The 16,481-nt window shown below is 68.4% G+C and carries 13 protein-coding genes; 3 read left to right on the top strand and 10 right to left on the bottom strand.

Annotation, left to right across the window (positions count from 1 at the left end):
* Positions 1-96: 96 nt before the first annotated feature.
* The 6 genes from ACFQEV_RS16565 to ACFQEV_RS16540 form a co-directional block, all read right to left on the bottom strand.
* Complete coding sequence (locus ACFQEV_RS16565) at positions 97-1,365, bottom strand: PGF-CTERM sorting domain-containing protein (protein ID WP_379698440.1); 1,269 nt, start codon at positions 1,363-1,365, stop codon at positions 97-99.
* 116 nt (positions 1,366-1,481) lie between these two features.
* Entirely contained in the window at positions 1,482-2,444 is a 963-nt protein-coding gene (kdgK1, locus tag ACFQEV_RS16560) for a bifunctional 2-dehydro-3-deoxygluconokinase/2-dehydro-3-deoxygalactonokinase (RefSeq protein ID WP_379698436.1), read from the bottom strand.
* A 61-nt stretch (positions 2,445-2,505) separates the two neighbouring features.
* The gene (mutL, locus tag ACFQEV_RS16555) at positions 2,506-4,785 is read right to left on the bottom strand and encodes a DNA mismatch repair endonuclease MutL (protein WP_379699923.1); all 2,280 of its coding nucleotides are present in this window, start codon (positions 4,783-4,785) and stop codon (positions 2,506-2,508) included.
* A 71-nt stretch (positions 4,786-4,856) separates the two neighbouring features.
* Positions 4,857-5,261, bottom strand: coding sequence for an NUDIX hydrolase (locus ACFQEV_RS16550; protein WP_379698433.1), 405 nt, complete (start codon positions 5,259-5,261; stop codon positions 4,857-4,859).
* On the bottom strand, positions 5,258-8,035 hold the full coding sequence (gene mutS / locus ACFQEV_RS16545) for a DNA mismatch repair protein MutS (RefSeq protein ID WP_379698431.1): 2,778 nt from the start codon (positions 8,033-8,035) through the stop codon (positions 5,258-5,260). The genes ACFQEV_RS16550 and mutS overlap by 4 nt, the downstream gene beginning before the upstream one ends.
* A 185-nt stretch (positions 8,036-8,220) precedes the next feature.
* Entirely contained in the window at positions 8,221-9,156 is a 936-nt protein-coding gene (locus ACFQEV_RS16540) for a formate/nitrite transporter family protein (RefSeq protein ID WP_379698428.1), read from the bottom strand.
* 209 nt (positions 9,157-9,365) lie between these two features.
* On the opposite strand from ACFQEV_RS16540, the gene ACFQEV_RS16535 reads away from it, so the two are divergent.
* Entirely contained in the window at positions 9,366-11,192 is a 1,827-nt protein-coding gene (locus ACFQEV_RS16535) for a methyl-accepting chemotaxis protein (protein ID WP_379698426.1), read from the top strand.
* 52 nt (positions 11,193-11,244) lie between these two features.
* Here ACFQEV_RS16535 and ubaA read toward each other — a convergent pair whose 3' ends face one another.
* Complete coding sequence (ubaA, locus tag ACFQEV_RS16530; RefSeq protein ID WP_379698423.1) at positions 11,245-12,054, bottom strand: SAMP-activating enzyme E1; 810 nt, start codon at positions 12,052-12,054, stop codon at positions 11,245-11,247.
* A 147-nt stretch (positions 12,055-12,201) separates the two neighbouring features.
* Between ubaA and ACFQEV_RS16525 the strand changes: the two genes are divergently transcribed.
* Both ACFQEV_RS16525 and ACFQEV_RS16520 read left to right on the top strand, forming a co-directional pair.
* Positions 12,202-12,522: a rhodanese-like domain-containing protein gene (locus ACFQEV_RS16525; RefSeq protein ID WP_379698421.1), complete on the top strand. Its 321-nt coding sequence runs from the start codon at positions 12,202-12,204 to the stop codon at positions 12,520-12,522.
* Between the two features lie 63 nt (positions 12,523-12,585).
* Positions 12,586-13,413, top strand: a complete 828-nt coding sequence (locus ACFQEV_RS16520; RefSeq protein ID WP_379698418.1) for a CPBP family intramembrane glutamic endopeptidase — start codon at positions 12,586-12,588, stop codon at positions 13,411-13,413.
* 63 nt (positions 13,414-13,476) lie between these two features.
* Here the strand turns inward: ACFQEV_RS16520 and ACFQEV_RS16515 are convergent, their stop codons facing one another.
* From ACFQEV_RS16515 to ACFQEV_RS16505, 3 genes are all read right to left on the bottom strand, one after another.
* Positions 13,477-14,067 carry a 50S ribosomal protein L15e gene (locus tag ACFQEV_RS16515; protein ID WP_379698417.1) on the bottom strand — a complete coding sequence of 197 codons (591 nt, stop codon included), beginning with the start codon at positions 14,065-14,067 and terminating at the stop codon, positions 13,477-13,479.
* A gap of 240 nt (positions 14,068-14,307) precedes the next feature.
* On the bottom strand, positions 14,308-15,456 hold the full coding sequence (locus ACFQEV_RS16510) for a sugar ABC transporter permease (RefSeq protein ID WP_379698414.1): 1,149 nt from the start codon (positions 15,454-15,456) through the stop codon (positions 14,308-14,310).
* On the bottom strand, positions 15,453-16,472 hold the full coding sequence (locus ACFQEV_RS16505; protein WP_379698411.1) for a carbohydrate ABC transporter permease: 1,020 nt from the start codon (positions 16,470-16,472) through the stop codon (positions 15,453-15,455). Before ACFQEV_RS16505 ends, ACFQEV_RS16510 begins: the two co-directional genes overlap by 4 nt.
* Positions 16,473-16,481: the final 9 nt, after the last annotated feature.

Below are 16,481 nucleotides of genomic sequence, written 5' to 3'. Positions count from 1 at the left end.
CGTTCGAAAGAACGGATAGCGGTTCGGGAGGGTCCGACCCTCCGGGCGGTTCGCCGCGACTCCGAGTGTCTCTACGCTCCGGGTACCGCGCGGACGTTACCGGCGGAGGGCGGCGAGGGCCGCACCGAGGAGTGCGACGACGGAGACCACCGCGCCGAACCCGGGCGCGGACGTGGACGACGTCTCCTCACCGTGGCCGGTCTCGGAGGCGTGGGACGATCCGGTCGCGTCGGACGCCTCGGTCGTCTCGCTCGATTCGTCCGTAGCCGCGGCGTCGGCCGTCTCGTTCGACGTTTCGGTGGCCGTCTCGGTCGTCCCGTTCTCCGACTGCACCGTCACGGTTCGCTCGGAGAAGTGGTTGATCGCCACGTACACGTCGGTCTGCGCCTCCGCGCCGGCGTCGGCGGACTCGTTCGCGACGAGGAACGCCGACCGGTCGCCGCCGTCGGCGGCGGACGTCAGTTCCGCGTACGAGGAGGCTTCCGCGGCCGCCTCGCCGTCGACGGAGACGTTCAGGCCGCCCGCGGAGTTCACTACGGCGTCGGAGACGCTGGTGAGCACCACGGTGCCGTTGTGGACGGGCCGTTCGACGGTCATGGTGACGTTCCCGTCGGAACTCTCCTCGAACTCGACGGTGGTGTTCGAATCGTAGTTCACCACGTCGGTCGTCCGGGAACCGTTCCGCTCGTCGACGTACACCTGCGCCGTCGCGGTTCCGTCGGCGATGAACGCTTCGGCACGTTCGTCGCTCTCGGAGCGCTCTCCGGCGTACGCGCGGAAGACGACGCGACCGTCCTCTTCGACCCGTGCGCTCACGTCGCCGGAGTCGGTGACGTTCACCGAGGCGTTCCCGACGGCGATGAAGACGCCCATCGCGTTCTCGCGTTCGACGACGACGCGGGAGTCGCCCTCGGCGGACGCCGTCGCGTCGTCGCTCACGTTCGCGCGGACGACCTGCGTCCCGTTACCGCTCCGGACCACGAGGCTCCCCTTCGGGTTGTCGTGCGCCCGGAGGGTCGCGCCGCTTTCGGTTTCGACGGTGGCGTTCGTCTCCGCACTCGCCGTCACGGAGACGGCGCTTCCGCCGATATTCGCCGCCGACGAGAGCGAGACGTCCGCGTCGAGACCGGCGCTACCGGACGATTCGGACCCGCTTGCGGCTTCGACGCGGAGCGAATCCATCATCACCGCGCCGTTCACAGTGTAGTTCGTCACCGCGTTCGACTCGGTGTCGAAGGCGACGTGCGTCCCGGCGTACGCCGACGCCAAACTCTCCCGTGCTTCGGTCGCCGTCGCCGCGCCCGCGGCGGGCGCAACTGCGGCGGCGACGAGCATCGCTGCCAACACCACTGCTACGCGTTTCATTGCGTCTCGACGAACAATCGTCACTAGTTGATATTATTTACGACATATGTTTTTACGAGTTTAGGGAAGGCGGCGTTTAATTTTGAAAAATCACGACAATCCGGCTTTATCCCGGTTCATCGTGAGATCCCACCGGCCTCGTGTTCGACGACGGCGTCCACCTCCTCCGGCGAGATGACCGCTAAGTCGCCGTTGATGGTGCGTTTCAGCGAGGCGGCGGCGGAGCCGTATTCGAGCGCTTCGCCCACGCCGCCGCCGTGGAGTCGCTTCGCCAGGAACCCGCCGACGAAGGCGTCGCCCGTGCCGATGGCGTCCACCGTCTCCGCGCGGTAGACGTCCTGTTCGAACACCTGCCCCTCGTTGAGGGCGACGGACCCGTTCTCCCCGCGGGTGACGACCACCGTCTCGAAACCGAAGTCATCGGCGAGTCCGCGGGCGAGTTCGGGCGCGTCGCCCTCGCGTTCGAGGACCGACCGCACGTCGCGTTCCGCCGCGACGAGGACGTCGATGGCGGGGAACAGCGACTCGAACTCCTCGCGCGCCTCCGCGGGCGACCAGAGCTTCGACCGGTAGTTCAGGTCGAACACCGTCGTCGTGGACTCGCCGTCCTGCGCCGCGGCCAGGACGCGTTCCGTCGTGGCGGCCAGCGTCTCCGAGAGGGCGGGCGTGATTCCGCTGGTGTAGAACACATCGGAGTTGCGAATCGCGCCTAGCGGGAGTTCCTCCGGCACCGTCGTCGTCACGGCGGCGTCGGCCCGGTCGTAGATGACGTCGGTGCCGCGGGGTTCGGTCCCGGGTTCGAGGTAGTAGGTGCCGATGCGCGACTCGGCGGGGTCGTCCCAGACGATACCGGTTCTGACGCCGTGACTCCGCAGTTCCGAGACGACGCGCCGGCCCAGCGAGGAGTCCGGCAGCTTCGACAGCCACACTGCGTCCACGCCGAGGCGCGCGGCGGCCACCGCGACGTTACTCTCCGCGCCGCCAGCTTGGACGTCGAGTGTGCGAGTCCGTTCCAGTCGCTCGCCGTGCGGCGGCGACAACCGAAGCATCGTCTCCCCGAACGTGACGAGGTCGCTCATAAACCACCGTTCATCGGACCGGTACATAAGTTCGGGAGGTCTGTTCGACGGACTGCGCGGACTACTCCGCCCGCCGTCCGCCGTGGCCGGGGTAGTCTCGCTCGAAGCGGTCGCCTATCTCCCCGCGGTCGAACTCGATGACCACCGGCCGCCCGTGCGGGCAGGCGTAGGGGTTCTCGCAGTCGTCGAGTGCCGAGAGGAGGTCCACGACGGATCCCTCGGTGAGCGAGGTGTTGCCCGTCACGGAGGGGTAACACGCCAAGTCGGCGAGCAGTTCGTCGGCCACGCTCGCCACCGTCTTGCGCCCGCCGTCGTCGCCCTCGGCGACGAACGCCGTCAGGGCGTCGCGGAGCAGTTCCGGGTCCAACGCCGACGCGAACACCGCGGGGACGCTCCGAACCTCGACGGTTCGCTCGTCCGTCCGTTCGGCGCGGAAGCCCACGTCCGCGAGGGCGTCGCGGTACTCGGAGAACAGGGCCGCCTCCCGCGCAGTCAGTTCGAGTTCCACCGGGTCCGCGAGCGTCTGCGTCGCCACGTCGCCGTCCAGTTCGGCCTGCAGTTGCTCGTAGTTCACCCGTTCGTCGGCGGCGTGTTGGTCCACGAGGACGAGGCCCTCCGCCGTCTCCGCGACGATGTAGGTGTCGTGCAGTTGGCCGAGGACGCGCATCGACGGCAGTCTGTCGAACTCCGGTTCCAGCGACGCCTCGCCGCCGTCCAAGTCGCGTTGCACCGTCGGCCCCTCGACGCCGCCGAACTCCGTTCGGGGGGTCGCCGGACCCCGGTCGGCGCTGGAATCGTCCCCTCCGGTCGGGTTGGCGTTCGAGTGCGAGGCGTCCCTCCCCGGCGACGACGCCGAGCGCCCGGAGTCGCGCTTCGACCGCCCTGCCCCGCTCGAGGAGGTTCCGGTCGAGACGGTCCACGCGTCGTCGTCGTTCGGGTCCGTCCGACCGGCCGTCGAAGCCTCCGCGGAGTCGGCGGTGCGGTCCGCCGAAGCGGTCCATCCGCCGTCGTCGTCGGCGTCGAGGGAGTCGTCCGCGCCGGTCGGACCGTCTCCCGTGCCGTCCGCCGACTCGGCGACGCCCTCGAACGACGTCTGCGTCGAGTCGTCGTCCGCGTTCGACCCCGCCGCACCCGCGGCGGACTCGGGTTCCGCGCCCTCGCCGGCGCGCGCCGACCGTCCGGCGCCCCCGCTGAGCGAACGCGAACGGGAACGCGTCGTCCGCCCGCCCGACGATTCGGGTTGGGGGCTGTGCCCCGCGCCGCCGGTCACCTCTTCGGTCGGCGACTCCGGCGAGACGGCGGTTTCGTCCGGGGCGGACCGCCCCCGCGGCGCGGACGTCCGAATCAGCCCCTCCTCTAAGAGCGCGGACTTCACGGCCTCCTCCACGGCGTCTCTCACCGCGCTCTCGTCGTCGAAGCGCACCTCCATCTTCCGCGGGTGGACGTTGACGTCTATCGCGTCGGCGGGCAGGTCCACGAACAGCACCGCGAAGGGGTAGCGGTCGGAGGCGAGTTGCCCGCCGTAGGCGTCGAGGACGGACTCGCGGAGGACGCGCGCGGTGACGTACCGGCCGTTGACGAACGTCGAGAGGTACTCGCGCGTGCTCCGGGTCGTCTCGGGGTGACTGACGAGTCCCGACACCGACGCTATCGGCTCCGCCTCGGGTTCGTGGTCGACGCGGATCATCGACTCCGCGACTTCGCGGCCGTACACGGAGAGAATCGTCGATTCGAGGCTCCCGCGCCCCTCGGTGGCGAACACCTCCCTGTCGTCGTGTTCCAAGGAGATGGCCACGTCGGGGTTCGCCAACGCGTAGTGGGTGACGACGGTGTTGACGTGGTCGAACTCCGTCGCCGTCGTCTTCAGGAACTTCCGCCGCGCGGGCGTGTTGTAGAACAGGTCCTTGACTTCGACGACGGTTCCCTCCGGGCACCCCGCCGGGCGCACGTCGGTCACCTCGCCGCCTTCGACGCGGAGTTCCGTCCCCGCCTCGCCGCCCTGCGGTTTCGTCCGGACGGTCGTCCGCGAGACGGCCGTGATCGTGTGCAACGCCTCGCCGCGGAAGCCCAAGGTGCCGACGCCGGACTCCAAGTCGCCGATGTCGGTTATCTTGCTCGTCGTGTGCTCCTCGACGGCGAGTTGCACCTCCGATTCGGTCATGCCGCGCCCGTCGTCGCGGACGCGGACGCCCTCGGTGCCGCCGGCGTCCACCGCGACGGAGACGCGACTCGCGCCCGCGTCGAGGCTGTTCTCGACGAGTTCCTTCACGACGGAGGCGGGACGCTCGACCACCTCGCCGGCCGCTATCTGTCGAATCGTGCGGTCGTCGAGGGCCGTGATGGTCGGCGCGTCCTCGGCGTCCGCCTCCGTCCGGTCGGTGCCGTCCCCGTCCGTCTCCGTCTCTCTGTCGCTCACTGGTCGTGTTCCTCCAGCGCGCGCCTAACAGCCTTTCCCTGCGCGTCGCTGAGACGCTCGGCGGCGTCCCGCGGCGACATCCAGTCGAAGTCGGTGTGCTCGTGGCTGAGCGACACCTCCGTCTCGGGGGCGAGACAGCGGTAGTAGACGCCGAACCGCCCGTCGTCGTCGTCGTTGCGCCACGAGATGGCGTGGACCGGTCGGCACACGTCCACGTCCAGACCGGTCTCCTCCTTTATCTCGCGGTAGACGCCCTCGGGGGCGTCCTCCTGCGCGCCGAGTCGCCCGCCGGGGAGTTCCCACCCGCCGTCGGTGGTGCGCTTGACGACGAGAACGTCGTCCCGCGGGCCGAACAGGACGCCGCGGAGACTCACCGTGGCGCGAAGCGGTCGTTCGGTCACGGCCGGTCACCGCCGAGTCTGTCCTGCCACTCCTGCACCCGTTGCATCAGTTCGAGCGGCGACGTCTGGTTCACGTCCGTCGATTCGAGTTCGTCGAGTATCGCTTCCATCTCGGGGTCCATGGTTCGTCCTGTCGTGTGCCCTTCCACTACGGTGGCGTCACCGTTCGACGGCGACCCGTCGCGCGCCGACGCCGACTCGGCGTCGCCGTCGCCCGCCTCCGACCGGTCCGACTCGCGCCCGCCGTTCGACGCGGCGAACTGTCCGGACGAGAGGTCGAAGACGGCCTGCACGGGGCCGCTCCGGCCGCTTCCCTTCGCCTCGATGGCCTTCTCCTCGCGCAACTTCTCTAACACCTCGTCCGCCCGTCCCACCACCGGTCCGGGGACGCCGGCGAGCTCCGCGACGTGAATCCCGTACGACCGGTCCGTCGGGCCCTCCTCGACCGTCCGCAGGAACGTCACATCTCCGTCGCGTTCCTCCGCGGCCACGTGAACGTTCGCCACGCGTCGGAGGTGGTCGGCCAATGATGTAAGTTCATGGTAGTGCGTGGCAAACAGCGTTTTGGCTCGCACCTCGTTGTGGAGGTACTCCGTGGCGGCCCACGCGATGGAGATGCCGTCGTACGTCGCCGTGCCGCGGCCCACCTCGTCTAAGATGACGAGCGACTCCTCCGTCGCGGAGTGGAGGATGTTCGACAGTTCCTGCATCTCCACCATGAACGTCGAGCGACCCTGCGCGAGTTCGTCCAACGCGCCGACGCGCGTGTAGATGCCGTCAACGAGGCCGATCTCGGCGTCGCGCGCGGGGACGAAACTCCCCACCTGCGCCAACAGGACGATGAGCGCCACCTGTCGCATGTACGTGGACTTCCCCGACATGTTCGGCCCGGTGACGATGAGGAAGCCGCGTTCCTCGTCCATGTGGAGGTCGTTCGGAACGAACTCGGTGGTCCGTTCGACGACGGGGTGTCGCCCGGCGTCGATGCGGAGCGGTCCCGACGGCGAGAGCGTCGGGCGCGTCCAGTCGTTGCCGGCGGCGTGGACGGCCAGCGACGCCAACACGTCCACCTCCGCCAGCGTCCGCCCCACGTCCTGCAGGAGTTCCGCGCAGGCGGCCACCCGTTCGCGCAACTCGCCGAAGAGGTCGTACTCCAAGTCGCCGCGCGTCTCCTCCAGACGGAGTATCGTGCGCTCTTTCTCCTCTAACTCCTCGGTGACGAACCGCTTCGAGTTCTTCAGCGTCTTTATCTCGCGGTAGTGCTCCGGCACCCTGTCGGCGACGGACTTGCCGACTTGGATGTAGTAGCCGTCCGTCTTGTTGCGGTCCACCGTCACGTGCGAGAGGCCGTGCCGGCGCTTCTCGCGTTCCGCGAGGGTGTCTATCCACCGTTCGGCGGACTCATGGCGGTCGATGAGTTCGTCGAGTTCGTCGTCGTAGCCTCGCTTGAACAGGCCGCCCTGGGTCACCGTCTTCGGGGGGTCCTCCGCGAGTGCGGCTTCGAGTTCGGCGCGGACGTCGGCGGCCGCCTCCCTGTCGGGGCGGGTCACCACGTCGGCGAGGGGGGAGTCGGCGAGGCGACTCCCCTCGACGGCCTCGGCGAGTTCCGGCAGGACGGCGAGGGTGTCGCGGACGGCGAGCAGGTCGGAGGCGTCGGCGCTTCCCGACGCCGCGCGGGCGGCGAGTCGTTCGAGGTCGTACGCCCCGTCTAAGGCGTCGCGGACGCGTTCGCGCGCCAACGCCTCGGCGGCGAGTGCCTCCACGCAGTCGAGGCGGCGGCGGAGTTCCTCGGTGTCGCGGCGGGGGCGCGTCACCCACTCCCGCAGGAGGCGGCCGCCGGGACTCGTCACGGTGTGGTCGATGGCGTCCACGAGCGTTCCTTTCCGCTCGCCGTGCATCGTCTCCGTCAGTTCGAGGTTGCGCTGGGTCGTCGCGTCCAGTTCGAGGTGGTCGCGCGTCTCGTACGTCTGCAGGCGCGTCATCGACCGGAGGACGCCCGCGCCCGTCTCCTCGACGTACCGGAGGACGCCGCCCGCGGCCCGAACGGCGAGTTCGGAGTCCAGGCCGACGCTCTCGAGCGTCTCGCGGCCGAACTGTTCGCGGACGACGTGTTTCGCCCGGCCGGGGGCGAACGACTCGGATTCGAAAAGCGACAGTGAGGCGTCCGTCCCCTCCCGCAGGCGGCGGAGGAACTCGTCGTCGCCCCGAACCGTCGGCCCGGGCAGTATCTCGACGGGCGCGAAGCGGTACAACTCGGAGTGGGCGGCGTCGGCGTCCGCCGCCTCCGTCACGAAGAACCGGCCGGTGGTCACGTCGGCGAAGGCGAGGCCGACACCCCCGTCGGCCCCGGCGTCGTCCGCCACGTCGCCGGACGAAGTCCGGCGGTCAGCCGAGCTTTGCTCGGCGACGACGGCGGCGATGTACCGCGCGTCGTCGTCCGTCGTCTCAAGTAGCGTCCCGGGGGTGACGACGCGCGTCACCTCGCGGTAGTGACCGCCGCCGTCGTCTTCGAACTGGTCCGCGACGGCCACCCGGTAGCCGCGTTCGACCAACGCCTTCAGGTACGGTGTCAGATCGTCGAGGGGCACTCCCGCCATCGGGTACGAGGACCCGTGGGAGGACTTCTGTGAGACCTTCAGGTCGAGTTCCTCGCCGACCAACTCGGCGTCCTCGGCGAAGAACTCGTAGAAGTCGCCGCACTGCATCGTCAGGACGTCCGCGTCCGTCTCGGACTTCAGAGAGAGGAACTCCCCGACGATTCCCTGCGAAGTCATACCCGAAGGTGGGGGTTCGCGCGGATAAAACGCTGTGGTCCGGGGGTCCCTCCCCGCCGCCGCGCGCGTCAGTCGCTCGACCGCCCACCGTCACCGACGGCGGCGAGTGAGCTTCGCCGGTCTCTCCTTCTCTCCACGTCTTCCCTCCTTCCTGCTCTCTGTCGCCTCTCGGTTCCCTTCGTCCGTCAGTCGGCGTCCTCGACGCGCCCGGTGTGACGCTCGAACAACCACTCCCGGAGGGAGAGGCGACGGCGTCGGTTCTCGTCGGGGAACTGGTGTTCGGTCTGACCGTAGTTCAGCAGGGTGACGAGCACCACCCCGCCGAGGGTGTTGCCGACGAGAACCGGGAGCGGAAACTGGACGAGGGCCGTGAGGAGTCCCAACTCGCCGGAGAAGACGACGTAGACGGCGTCGGTGAAACTGACGACGATGTGGTTCAGCCCCGTCGCGGGGATGGTGAAGATGACGAGGTAGACGAGGACGACGCGGGAGATGGAGTCCCGAACCGCGTGTTCGAGCCACACCATCCCGGCGACCAACCACCCGGCGAACATCCCCTTGAACACGAGGTCCCACCACGGCGTCTCGACGCCCTTGGTGCCGATTTCGACGGCGGCGGTGGCGGCGGCCGAGGAGAACACCCCGGTGTTCGCCAGGACGAACGCGCCGACGGCCCCGCCGGTGAGGTTCCCCGCGAGGACGATGACCCACACGCGGAGCACCGACGGAACGCTCGTCACGCGGGTCAACGCCAGCGTGACGGGCGTGAGCGTGTTCTCCGTGTAGAGTTGGTACCGCCCGATGATGATGTAGACGAAGCCGACGGGGTACAGAAGCGGAGCGAGGAGTCCGGCGGCGTCGATACCCTCCGCCGCCGCCGTCATCGAGGCGTAGAAGAAGAAGGTGAGCGTGATGGCGAACCCCGCGGCGAGACCGCTGAGGTAGAGTCGCTCCGTCGGCGCTCCGACCTCCTCGTCGGCGGTGGCGACCACGCGTTGGAATATCTCGTCGGTCGAGAAGCGGTCCCTGACGGCGCCGCCCGCGGCGGGTGCGCCGCTTCGAGCGCGGTCGAACGTGTCTCTGACCGCACTGTCGTCGCGCCCCTGGTCGCGAGAACTCATCCTGTGCCCGTGCAGTCGCGCGCGGCGCGTATCAAAACTGGCCCGCCGCGGCCTCTGTGCGTCCCCCCGGCGGTCGGAGTCCGCACGCCGATACCGAACCCGCAGACCGAGCGTTTCGGTCGCGCTGCGCTCCGTCCGCCCGCCCGAGAATTATCGGATGTGGTAATCAGCGCGACAGAGTTATGTTGGGTATGTGTGAGGTGTTCACGATGTCAGACTCGTTGTTCTCGCGACTCGCCGCGGTACTGCCGTTCGGCGGCGAGCGAACCCGGGCGGATGGTGGCGTCGCCGGACGAAGTTCGGCGGCCCGCCGAGGTTCCCTCGGCGATGTCGCCACCGGTGGCGCACGGACCGTAACGGGAGTTGCGTGTTCGCTCGCACCGGCGCAACTACTCGACGGCGTGGGGTCGCCCGTGTTCGTCCTCGACGCGGACGGACGAGTCGTCGCGTGGAACCGGCCCATCGAGGGGCTCACCGGCGTCTCCGCGGCGGAGGCGCTCGGTTCGCAGCACGCCAGCGAGGCGTTCTACCCCGACGGCCGCCGCGCGAAGACGCTCGCGGACAAGGTGCTCGAAGCGCCGCGCGACGCCGACGAACGGTTCGGCGTCACCCCCGTCGAGGGCACGGTGGCCTTCGAGGATGCGAGCACGATGGTGACCGCCGACGGCGTCGAACGCCACATCCGCTTCGTCGCCCAGCCCATCTTCGATGGCGACGAACCGGTCGCGGTGATGGAAGTCGTCCACGACCGGACGGACACCGTCGCGCGGGACAACGCGTCGCTCGCACTCGTCCACGAACTCCTCGACACCATCGGCGCTCTCGCGGACGGCGACCTGTCGGCGCGCGTCGGGTACGAGGACGAACGCGGCGTCCTCGCCGACGACGTCCTCACCATCGTCCCCGAGTTCAACGCGATGGCCTCCCGGTTCGAACGACTCGCCGACGAGGTGGACGAGAAGGCCGCCCACCTCGGCGAGGCGATAGAGCGCGCGGCGAACGCCGCGACGCGCATCGAATCGCAGGTGAACGAACAGAGCACGCTCCTCGATACGGGCGCGGACGAGATGCAGGACCTCTCTGCGAGCATGGAGGAGATAGCGGCCACCTCCGACGAAGTCGCCACCGCGGCCGAACAGGCCCGGTCCGCGGCGGAGAACGGCCGCGAAGCCGGCGAGTCCGTCCGGACGGCGACCGACAACGTCATCGAAATCTCCGACGACCTACTGGAGAGCGTCACCGAACTCCAAGAGCGGATGGGGGCCATCGAGGAAGTCGTCGAGGTCATCGCGGAAGTCGCGGACCGGACGAACCTGCTGGCGCTGAACGCCAACATCGAGGCGGCGCGGGCGGGCGAGGCCGGCGAGGGCTTCTCCGTCGTCGCCGACGAGGTGAAGCAACTCGCCAACCAGACGCACACCCACACCGAGGAGATAGCCGCGAGCATCGACGAGATTCAGGAACAGGCCGACGTGACCGTGGACGCCTCCGAGCAGTCCCACGAGCAGATTCAGGTCGCCTCCGGCGAGATAGAGGACGTGCTCGGTTCGCTCGAGGAGATAGCCGACGCGGCGGACGCCGCCGCCAACGGCGTCTCCGAAGTCGCGCGCGCGACGGACAGTCAGGCCTCCAACATCGAGGGCGTCACGACGACGATTCAGTCCGCCCAGACGCACGCCAACGACACCGAGGAGGCGTCCGCGGAGATTACCGACGCCACCGCCGACCAGACGATGGCCCTCGACGAACTCACGGAACGCGTCACCCGCCTCTGCGGCGACGCCTCCTCCACGGACGTGGACGTCGACTTCGACGCTCGCGGCGCAAGTTCGGAGGGCGACGAGGCGGCGGTCGAGACGCGCCCGGACGGCGGTCACGCATCGTCAGATGCGGGAACATGTCAGGCGCAGTCTGACGGCGGTCACGCGTCTCCCGACGTGGGAGCACGACAGATGCAATCTGACGGCGGTCACGCATCGTCAGATGCGGGAACACGTCTGACGGAGTCCGACGGAGGCTTCGAGTTCGACGACTGACCCGACGCGACTTCTCTCCGTTCTCTACGTCTCACGCCCCGGAGCGACGCGACTACTGCGACACCGCGCAGGCGTCCGCGTACTCCACGTCCGCCACGGAGTCGATGGGGTCGTCGCCGCAGACGGGGCAGTCGGGGTTCCGCCGGTACGACACCGTCTCGAACGTCGCGTCCATCGCGTCGTAGAAGAGGAGGCGGCCGACGAGGGGTTCGCCCACGTCGAGGACGAGTTTCGCGGCTTCCGTCGCCTGCAGACAGCCGACCGTGCCCGGGAGGACGCCGAGGACGCCCGTCGTCGCGCAGTCGGGGACGGTGCCCGGTTCGGGCGCTTCGGGGAACAGACACCGGTAACAGGGGCCGTCGGGGACGAGCGTCGTCGCCTGCCCCTCGAACTTGTATATCGCCCCGTGGGCGACCGGAATCTCCCGGAGGCGGCAGAAGTCGTTGAGGAGGTAGCGCGTCGGGAAGTTGTCGGAGGCGTCCACCACCACGTCGTAGCCCGGAACGACGTCTTCGACGTTCGATTTGTCGAGTCGCGTCTCGTACGTCTCGACGGTCACGTCGGGGTTGAGTTGCGCCACGAAGTCCGCAGCGCTCTCGACTTTCGGCCGCCCCACGTCGTCGTCGCCGTGAATGACCTGACGCTGGAGGTTGCTCCGTTCGACGGCGTCGTCGTCCACGACGCCGAGGGTGCCGACGCCCGCGCCCGCCAGGTACTCGACGACGGGCGATCCGAGTCCGCCCGCCCCGACGACGAGGACGCGCGAGTCGAGGAGTCGTTCCTGTCCCTCCGGGCCGACTTCGTCCATGATGATGTGCCGGGAGTACCTGTCCAACTGCGTGGAGTCGAGCGAGAGGGGCATACCCCTACGTCGGAAGCGGACCCGGATAACTCCTCCCCGCCCGGTCGGACGTGCCGGTACTCCGGACGGCGAACGCGGCGGCGGCGGAGGCGAACGCACGGGACGCCGAACCGCAGTCGGTTTCAGTCGCCGTCCGAACCTCCCCGTATGGTAACCGAGACGACTCCCAACGAACTGGCGTCGAAACTGGACGCCGACGGAGAGACCGACCTCACCGTCCTCGACATCCGAGACCCCTCGGCGTACGCCGAGGGCCACGTCGCCGGCGCGGAGAACGTCCCCGCTCGACGCCTCTCGGCGGCGACGCTGGATCGCGAGTGGGGCGACGAGGTGGTCGTCGCCTGCTACGTCGGCAAGAGCTCTCGACGCGTCGCCTCGATACTCGATTCGCGCCTCGACGCCGACGTTTCCAGCCTCAGCGGCGGGTTCGACGCGTGGGACGGCCCCACCGAGTCGGCGGACGACTGACCGGCAGGCGATCGACCCGCGGTTCGTCGCCGCGTTTATCCGCTCACCGGACATGTTCCCGCTATGACGATGCAAGCACCTACCGACGCGTCCGCCGGGTCCGTCGGACCCGACGCCGGAGGTGGGTCGTACCTGCGGCGCGCGGGCGCACTCCTCGGGTTGGGCCTCGTCGGCGTCGCCTCCCTCGGGGCGACAGTCGCGCTCACGGGGGCTCTCCCCGACGTTCCCGGATTCTCGACGCTCGCGGTGCTCCTTCTCACCCTCGTCGCTCCGACGGCGTTCCTCATCGTCGCCGTCCTCCTCGGAACGCGGGCGGCCCCCTGCGTCGGGCTTCGCTCCCTCGTCGCCGACCGAGCGACGGACGGGACGCCGGTCCTCCCCGAACTCGGCGATATCGCCCCGTACGCCGTCGGCGCGGGCGCGGCCGTCGGACTGCTCTTGGCGTCGCTCGACGTCGTGTTCGCGCCGTTGGGGGCGACGCCCGCGGTGGAGGGGCGACCGACCTTCCTCCAAGTGTTCGCGTCGGTTCCGGTCAGGTTCCTCTACGGCGGCATCACCGAGGAACTCATCCTCCGGTGGGGGGTGCTGTCCGCCGTCGCGTGGGTGGGGTGGCGCGCCACCGGCGGCGTCCGCCGACCCGGACCGACCGTGATGTGGCCCGCCATCGGCATCACCGCCCTCCTCTTCGGTCTGGGCCACCTCCCGGCGGTGGCGGGCATCGGGACGCTCACGCCGTCCGTCGTGGCTCGGACAGTGCTGTTGAACGCCCTCGGCGGCGTCGTCTACGGGTGGTTCGCGTGGCGGTACCACCTCGAAGCCGCCATGCTCGCGCACGCCGGCACCCACGTCGTCTTCGTGACGCTGTCGCTTCTGGTCGTCGTGCTCTCCTGACCGTCGCACGGAGCGGTCGCTGGCCGAGCGGTTACGAAAGAAAATTCGGATCGGAGCGGCGCGTTACTTGCCGCGGCGGCGGTTGCTGCTGACGCTCGGGCGGGTGTGTTCCGAACCCTTCCCGCGCTTGCGGAGGCCGCGGTTCGACTTGCCCGAGTTCGTCAGACCGCGGAAGGCGCGGCCCTTGTGGTCGTCGCTGCAGATCCAGTTGAGTTGGTCGTCGTTCTGGATGGCGGGGTGCTCGGGGTCCACGAGAATCACTTCGTGCCACTTCTGGGAGCCGTCTTCGCCGACCCAGTACGACGCGAGGACGCGCAGGTTGGGGAACTTCCGCGAAGCGCGTTCCTCGGCGATGCGCTGGATGCTCTTGCGGCGACCGATGCGGTTGACGCCCTGCCGCTTCGACCGGCGTCCGGCCTTATGGCGCTGCTTGCGCGCGTTCCCCTTGCGGACGGAGACGCGCGCGACGACGATGCCCTGCTTGGCCTTGTAGCCGAGTTCGCGGGCCTTGTCGAGGCGCGTCGGACGCTCGATGCGCTCTATCGCGCCCTGGTCGCGCCACTCCTGCTTTCGCTGCCACTGCAGCTCGGCGAGTTTGCCGTCGCCGGGCTGCTTCCATGCCTCCTTGATGTGAGAGTAGAAGCTTCGTGCCATAGTTTCACCACGGGCGCTTGCGATTCGGAGGGGCGTTCGACGCTCCTCCACATTTCGTCCCGTTCTCACGGGTGCCCGCTGGCGTGCCCGTCTGACCAGCGAGTTACCGAACGTTCCCTCGGTTCGCCTTTAACGACTTCGAATCCTCGTCCCCGTGCGTGCGAACGCCTGTCGGTGCGTTCGTCGCCGTCCTCCGTCGGGCCGGTTCGCGCGCACGCGAAGAAAAAATAGTCGCCGGGTTCAGCCTTCCATCCCGCTGAACGAGAGACCGCCCTCGATGTACCGTTGGGCGAACAGGTACACGAGCATGATGGGCGCGGCGAACGTGAGCGCGAACGCCGAGAACCGCGCCCACGGGATGGAGTACTCGCTGATGAGCGAGAACAACCCGACCGGGAGCGTGTAGTTCTCCGTCCCGAGGAGGGTTTGGGCGACGACGAACTCCGTCCACCCCGTCAGGAACGTGAAGATGAACACCGTCGCCAGTCCCGCCGCCGACAGGGGGATGATGACTTCGGTGACGACGCGCCACGGCGGCGCGCCGTCCACCACCGCCGCCTCCTCGTAGGAGACGGGGATGCCGTCCATGTACGTCTTCAGAAGCCACGTGTTGAACGGCACCGCCGTCGCCGCGTAGTAGACGGCGAGTGCGAGCTTGTTGTCGTTGATGCCGAACTGGACGTACACCGTGTACAGTCCGATGAGCAGAGCGATGCCGAGTCCGCTCCCCACCTGCGTCATCAACACGTAGACGAACAGAATCTTCCGGCGGAAGATGAACTCCCGCCGCGAGAGGGCGTACGCCGCCGGGACGACGAGGCACAGCGAGATGATGACCGTCGGAATCGCCACGGTGAGGCTGTTCCAGAAGAACTTCTTGAACGTCGAGGGGTTCTCGATGGGTTGGACGCCGAATCCGGGGAACAGTTCGGCCGAACCGAACGCGATTCGCCCGATGGTGCCCGGTTTCAACGCGCTCACGTCGAGGAACACCACCTGCGGCGTGTTGAACACGATGGCGATGTCGCTCGACGGGATATTGAGCGAGATGCTGTACGCCGGGATTATGAGGTCGCCGACGACCCAGAGGAACGGCACCAAAGACGGACTCTCCGGGAACAGTTTCAGACCGCTCGACGAGTAGATGGAGCCTCCCGTCCCCGAGAGCGCCGCGATGAGTATCCAGTAGATGGGAAACAGGAGCAAGAGGACGCCGACGAGTGCGCCGAGCGTCGCGCCCGCCGTCTTCAGCGGTTCGGCGGGCGATATCTCGCCGTTGCGGACGCCCTCGACGGTGTACGCCGCGTCGCGGGCGACTTCCAGCGGTGCGGAGACGACGTCGCGCGCGTCCTCTTTCACCTTCCGACCGACGCCGTCGAAGAGGCTCACGCTTCGTTCACCCCGTCAGCGAGTCGTCCGCGCTTGACGTTCAACCACATGAACGCGCCGATGAACACGACGGCGATGAGGCTTATCGCCGCCCCCCGGCCGTACTGGGAGAACGACAACGCCTCGCGGTAGCCGTACACGACGATGAGTTCGTTCTGCCGCGCCGGGCCGCCCTCGTTGAACACGAAGGGGATGAGGAACTGCTGGAACGACGCCGCGGCGGTCAGAATCGACGCGAACAGCACCGGCTTCTTGATGGAGGGGAGGGTGACGTGGAAGAAGCGCGCGACGTAGCCCGCGCCGTCCACCATCGCCGCCTCGTGGAGTTCGTCGGGGACGTCCTGCAACGCGCTGACTGTGATGATGACCATGAACGGGTAGGCCAACCACGCCTCCGTGACGTTGTAGGCGACGAACGCCATCCACCGGTTGCTGAGCCACGACACCGTCTCCAACCCCAGCATCGCGAGAACCTGGTTCGCGAGTCCGAACTCGGCGGAACTGAAGATGCCGCGCCAGACGGTGATGGTGAAGATGGCGGGCAGACCCATCGGGAGGATGATGAACGAACGCATGAACCGCTTGCCGCGGACCCGTTCGCCGGTGACGACCAGGGCGATAGCCAGACTCAGCGTGATCTTCAGCGTGACGCTCGTGGCGACGAACAGCCACGTCACGCCGAAGGAGTTCCAAAACTGGCCGTTGATCGGCAGGGTGAGGAGCGTCTCGCCGAACAACACGAGGTCGAACGTGCCGCCGAACAGCACCCGGGCGTAGTTTTCGAGGCCGACGAACGCCGCCTCCCCGAACGTCAGCACCGACAGTGCGCCTTCGCCGGCGAACAGGTTCGCGGGCGCGGCGTTCGTAAAGGAGATGCCGAGCAGGTACAGCACCGGAAACAGCATGAACGCCGAGAAGACGAACAGGCCCGGCAGGACGAAGAGGAGCGACACGTCGCTCTTGTCGAGGAACGGCACCTCCTCGACGCGGCGTGCAACGCGTGAAGCAGTGCTCATGGGTCGTCG

Source organism: Halopelagius fulvigenes, from assembly GCF_042662625.1.
GTDB classification, from domain to species: Archaea; Halobacteriota; Halobacteria; order Halobacteriales; family Haloferacaceae; genus Halopelagius; species Halopelagius fulvigenes.
Note: the sequence above shows the minus strand (reverse complement) of the source record. Positions and strands in the feature narration are given on the sequence as shown.

Excerpts from the sequence above, each read along its gene's own strand:
- ACFQEV_RS16565 (WP_379698440.1), bottom strand. The coding sequence starts at position 1,365 with ATGAAACGCGTAGCAGTGGTGTTGGCAGCGATGCTCGTCGCCGCCGCA.
- kdgK1 (WP_379698436.1), bottom strand. The coding sequence starts at position 2,444 with ATGAGCGACCTCGTCACGTTCGGGGAGACGATGCTTCGGTTGTCGCCG.
- mutS (WP_379698431.1), bottom strand. The coding sequence starts at position 8,035 with ATGACTTCGCAGGGAATCGTCGGGGAGTTCCTCTCTCTGAAGTCCGAG.
- ACFQEV_RS16540 (WP_379698428.1), bottom strand. The coding sequence starts at position 9,156 with ATGAGTTCTCGCGACCAGGGGCGCGACGACAGTGCGGTCAGAGACACG.
- ACFQEV_RS16535 (WP_379698426.1), top strand. The coding sequence starts at position 9,366 with ATGTCAGACTCGTTGTTCTCGCGACTCGCCGCGGTACTGCCGTTCGGC.
- ubaA (WP_379698423.1), bottom strand. The coding sequence starts at position 12,054 with ATGCCCCTCTCGCTCGACTCCACGCAGTTGGACAGGTACTCCCGGCAC.
- ACFQEV_RS16525 (WP_379698421.1), top strand. The coding sequence starts at position 12,202 with ATGGTAACCGAGACGACTCCCAACGAACTGGCGTCGAAACTGGACGCC.
- ACFQEV_RS16520 (WP_379698418.1), top strand. The coding sequence starts at position 12,586 with ATGACGATGCAAGCACCTACCGACGCGTCCGCCGGGTCCGTCGGACCC.
- ACFQEV_RS16515 (WP_379698417.1), bottom strand. The coding sequence starts at position 14,067 with ATGGCACGAAGCTTCTACTCTCACATCAAGGAGGCATGGAAGCAGCCC.
- ACFQEV_RS16505 (WP_379698411.1), bottom strand. The coding sequence starts at position 16,472 with ATGAGCACTGCTTCACGCGTTGCACGCCGCGTCGAGGAGGTGCCGTTC.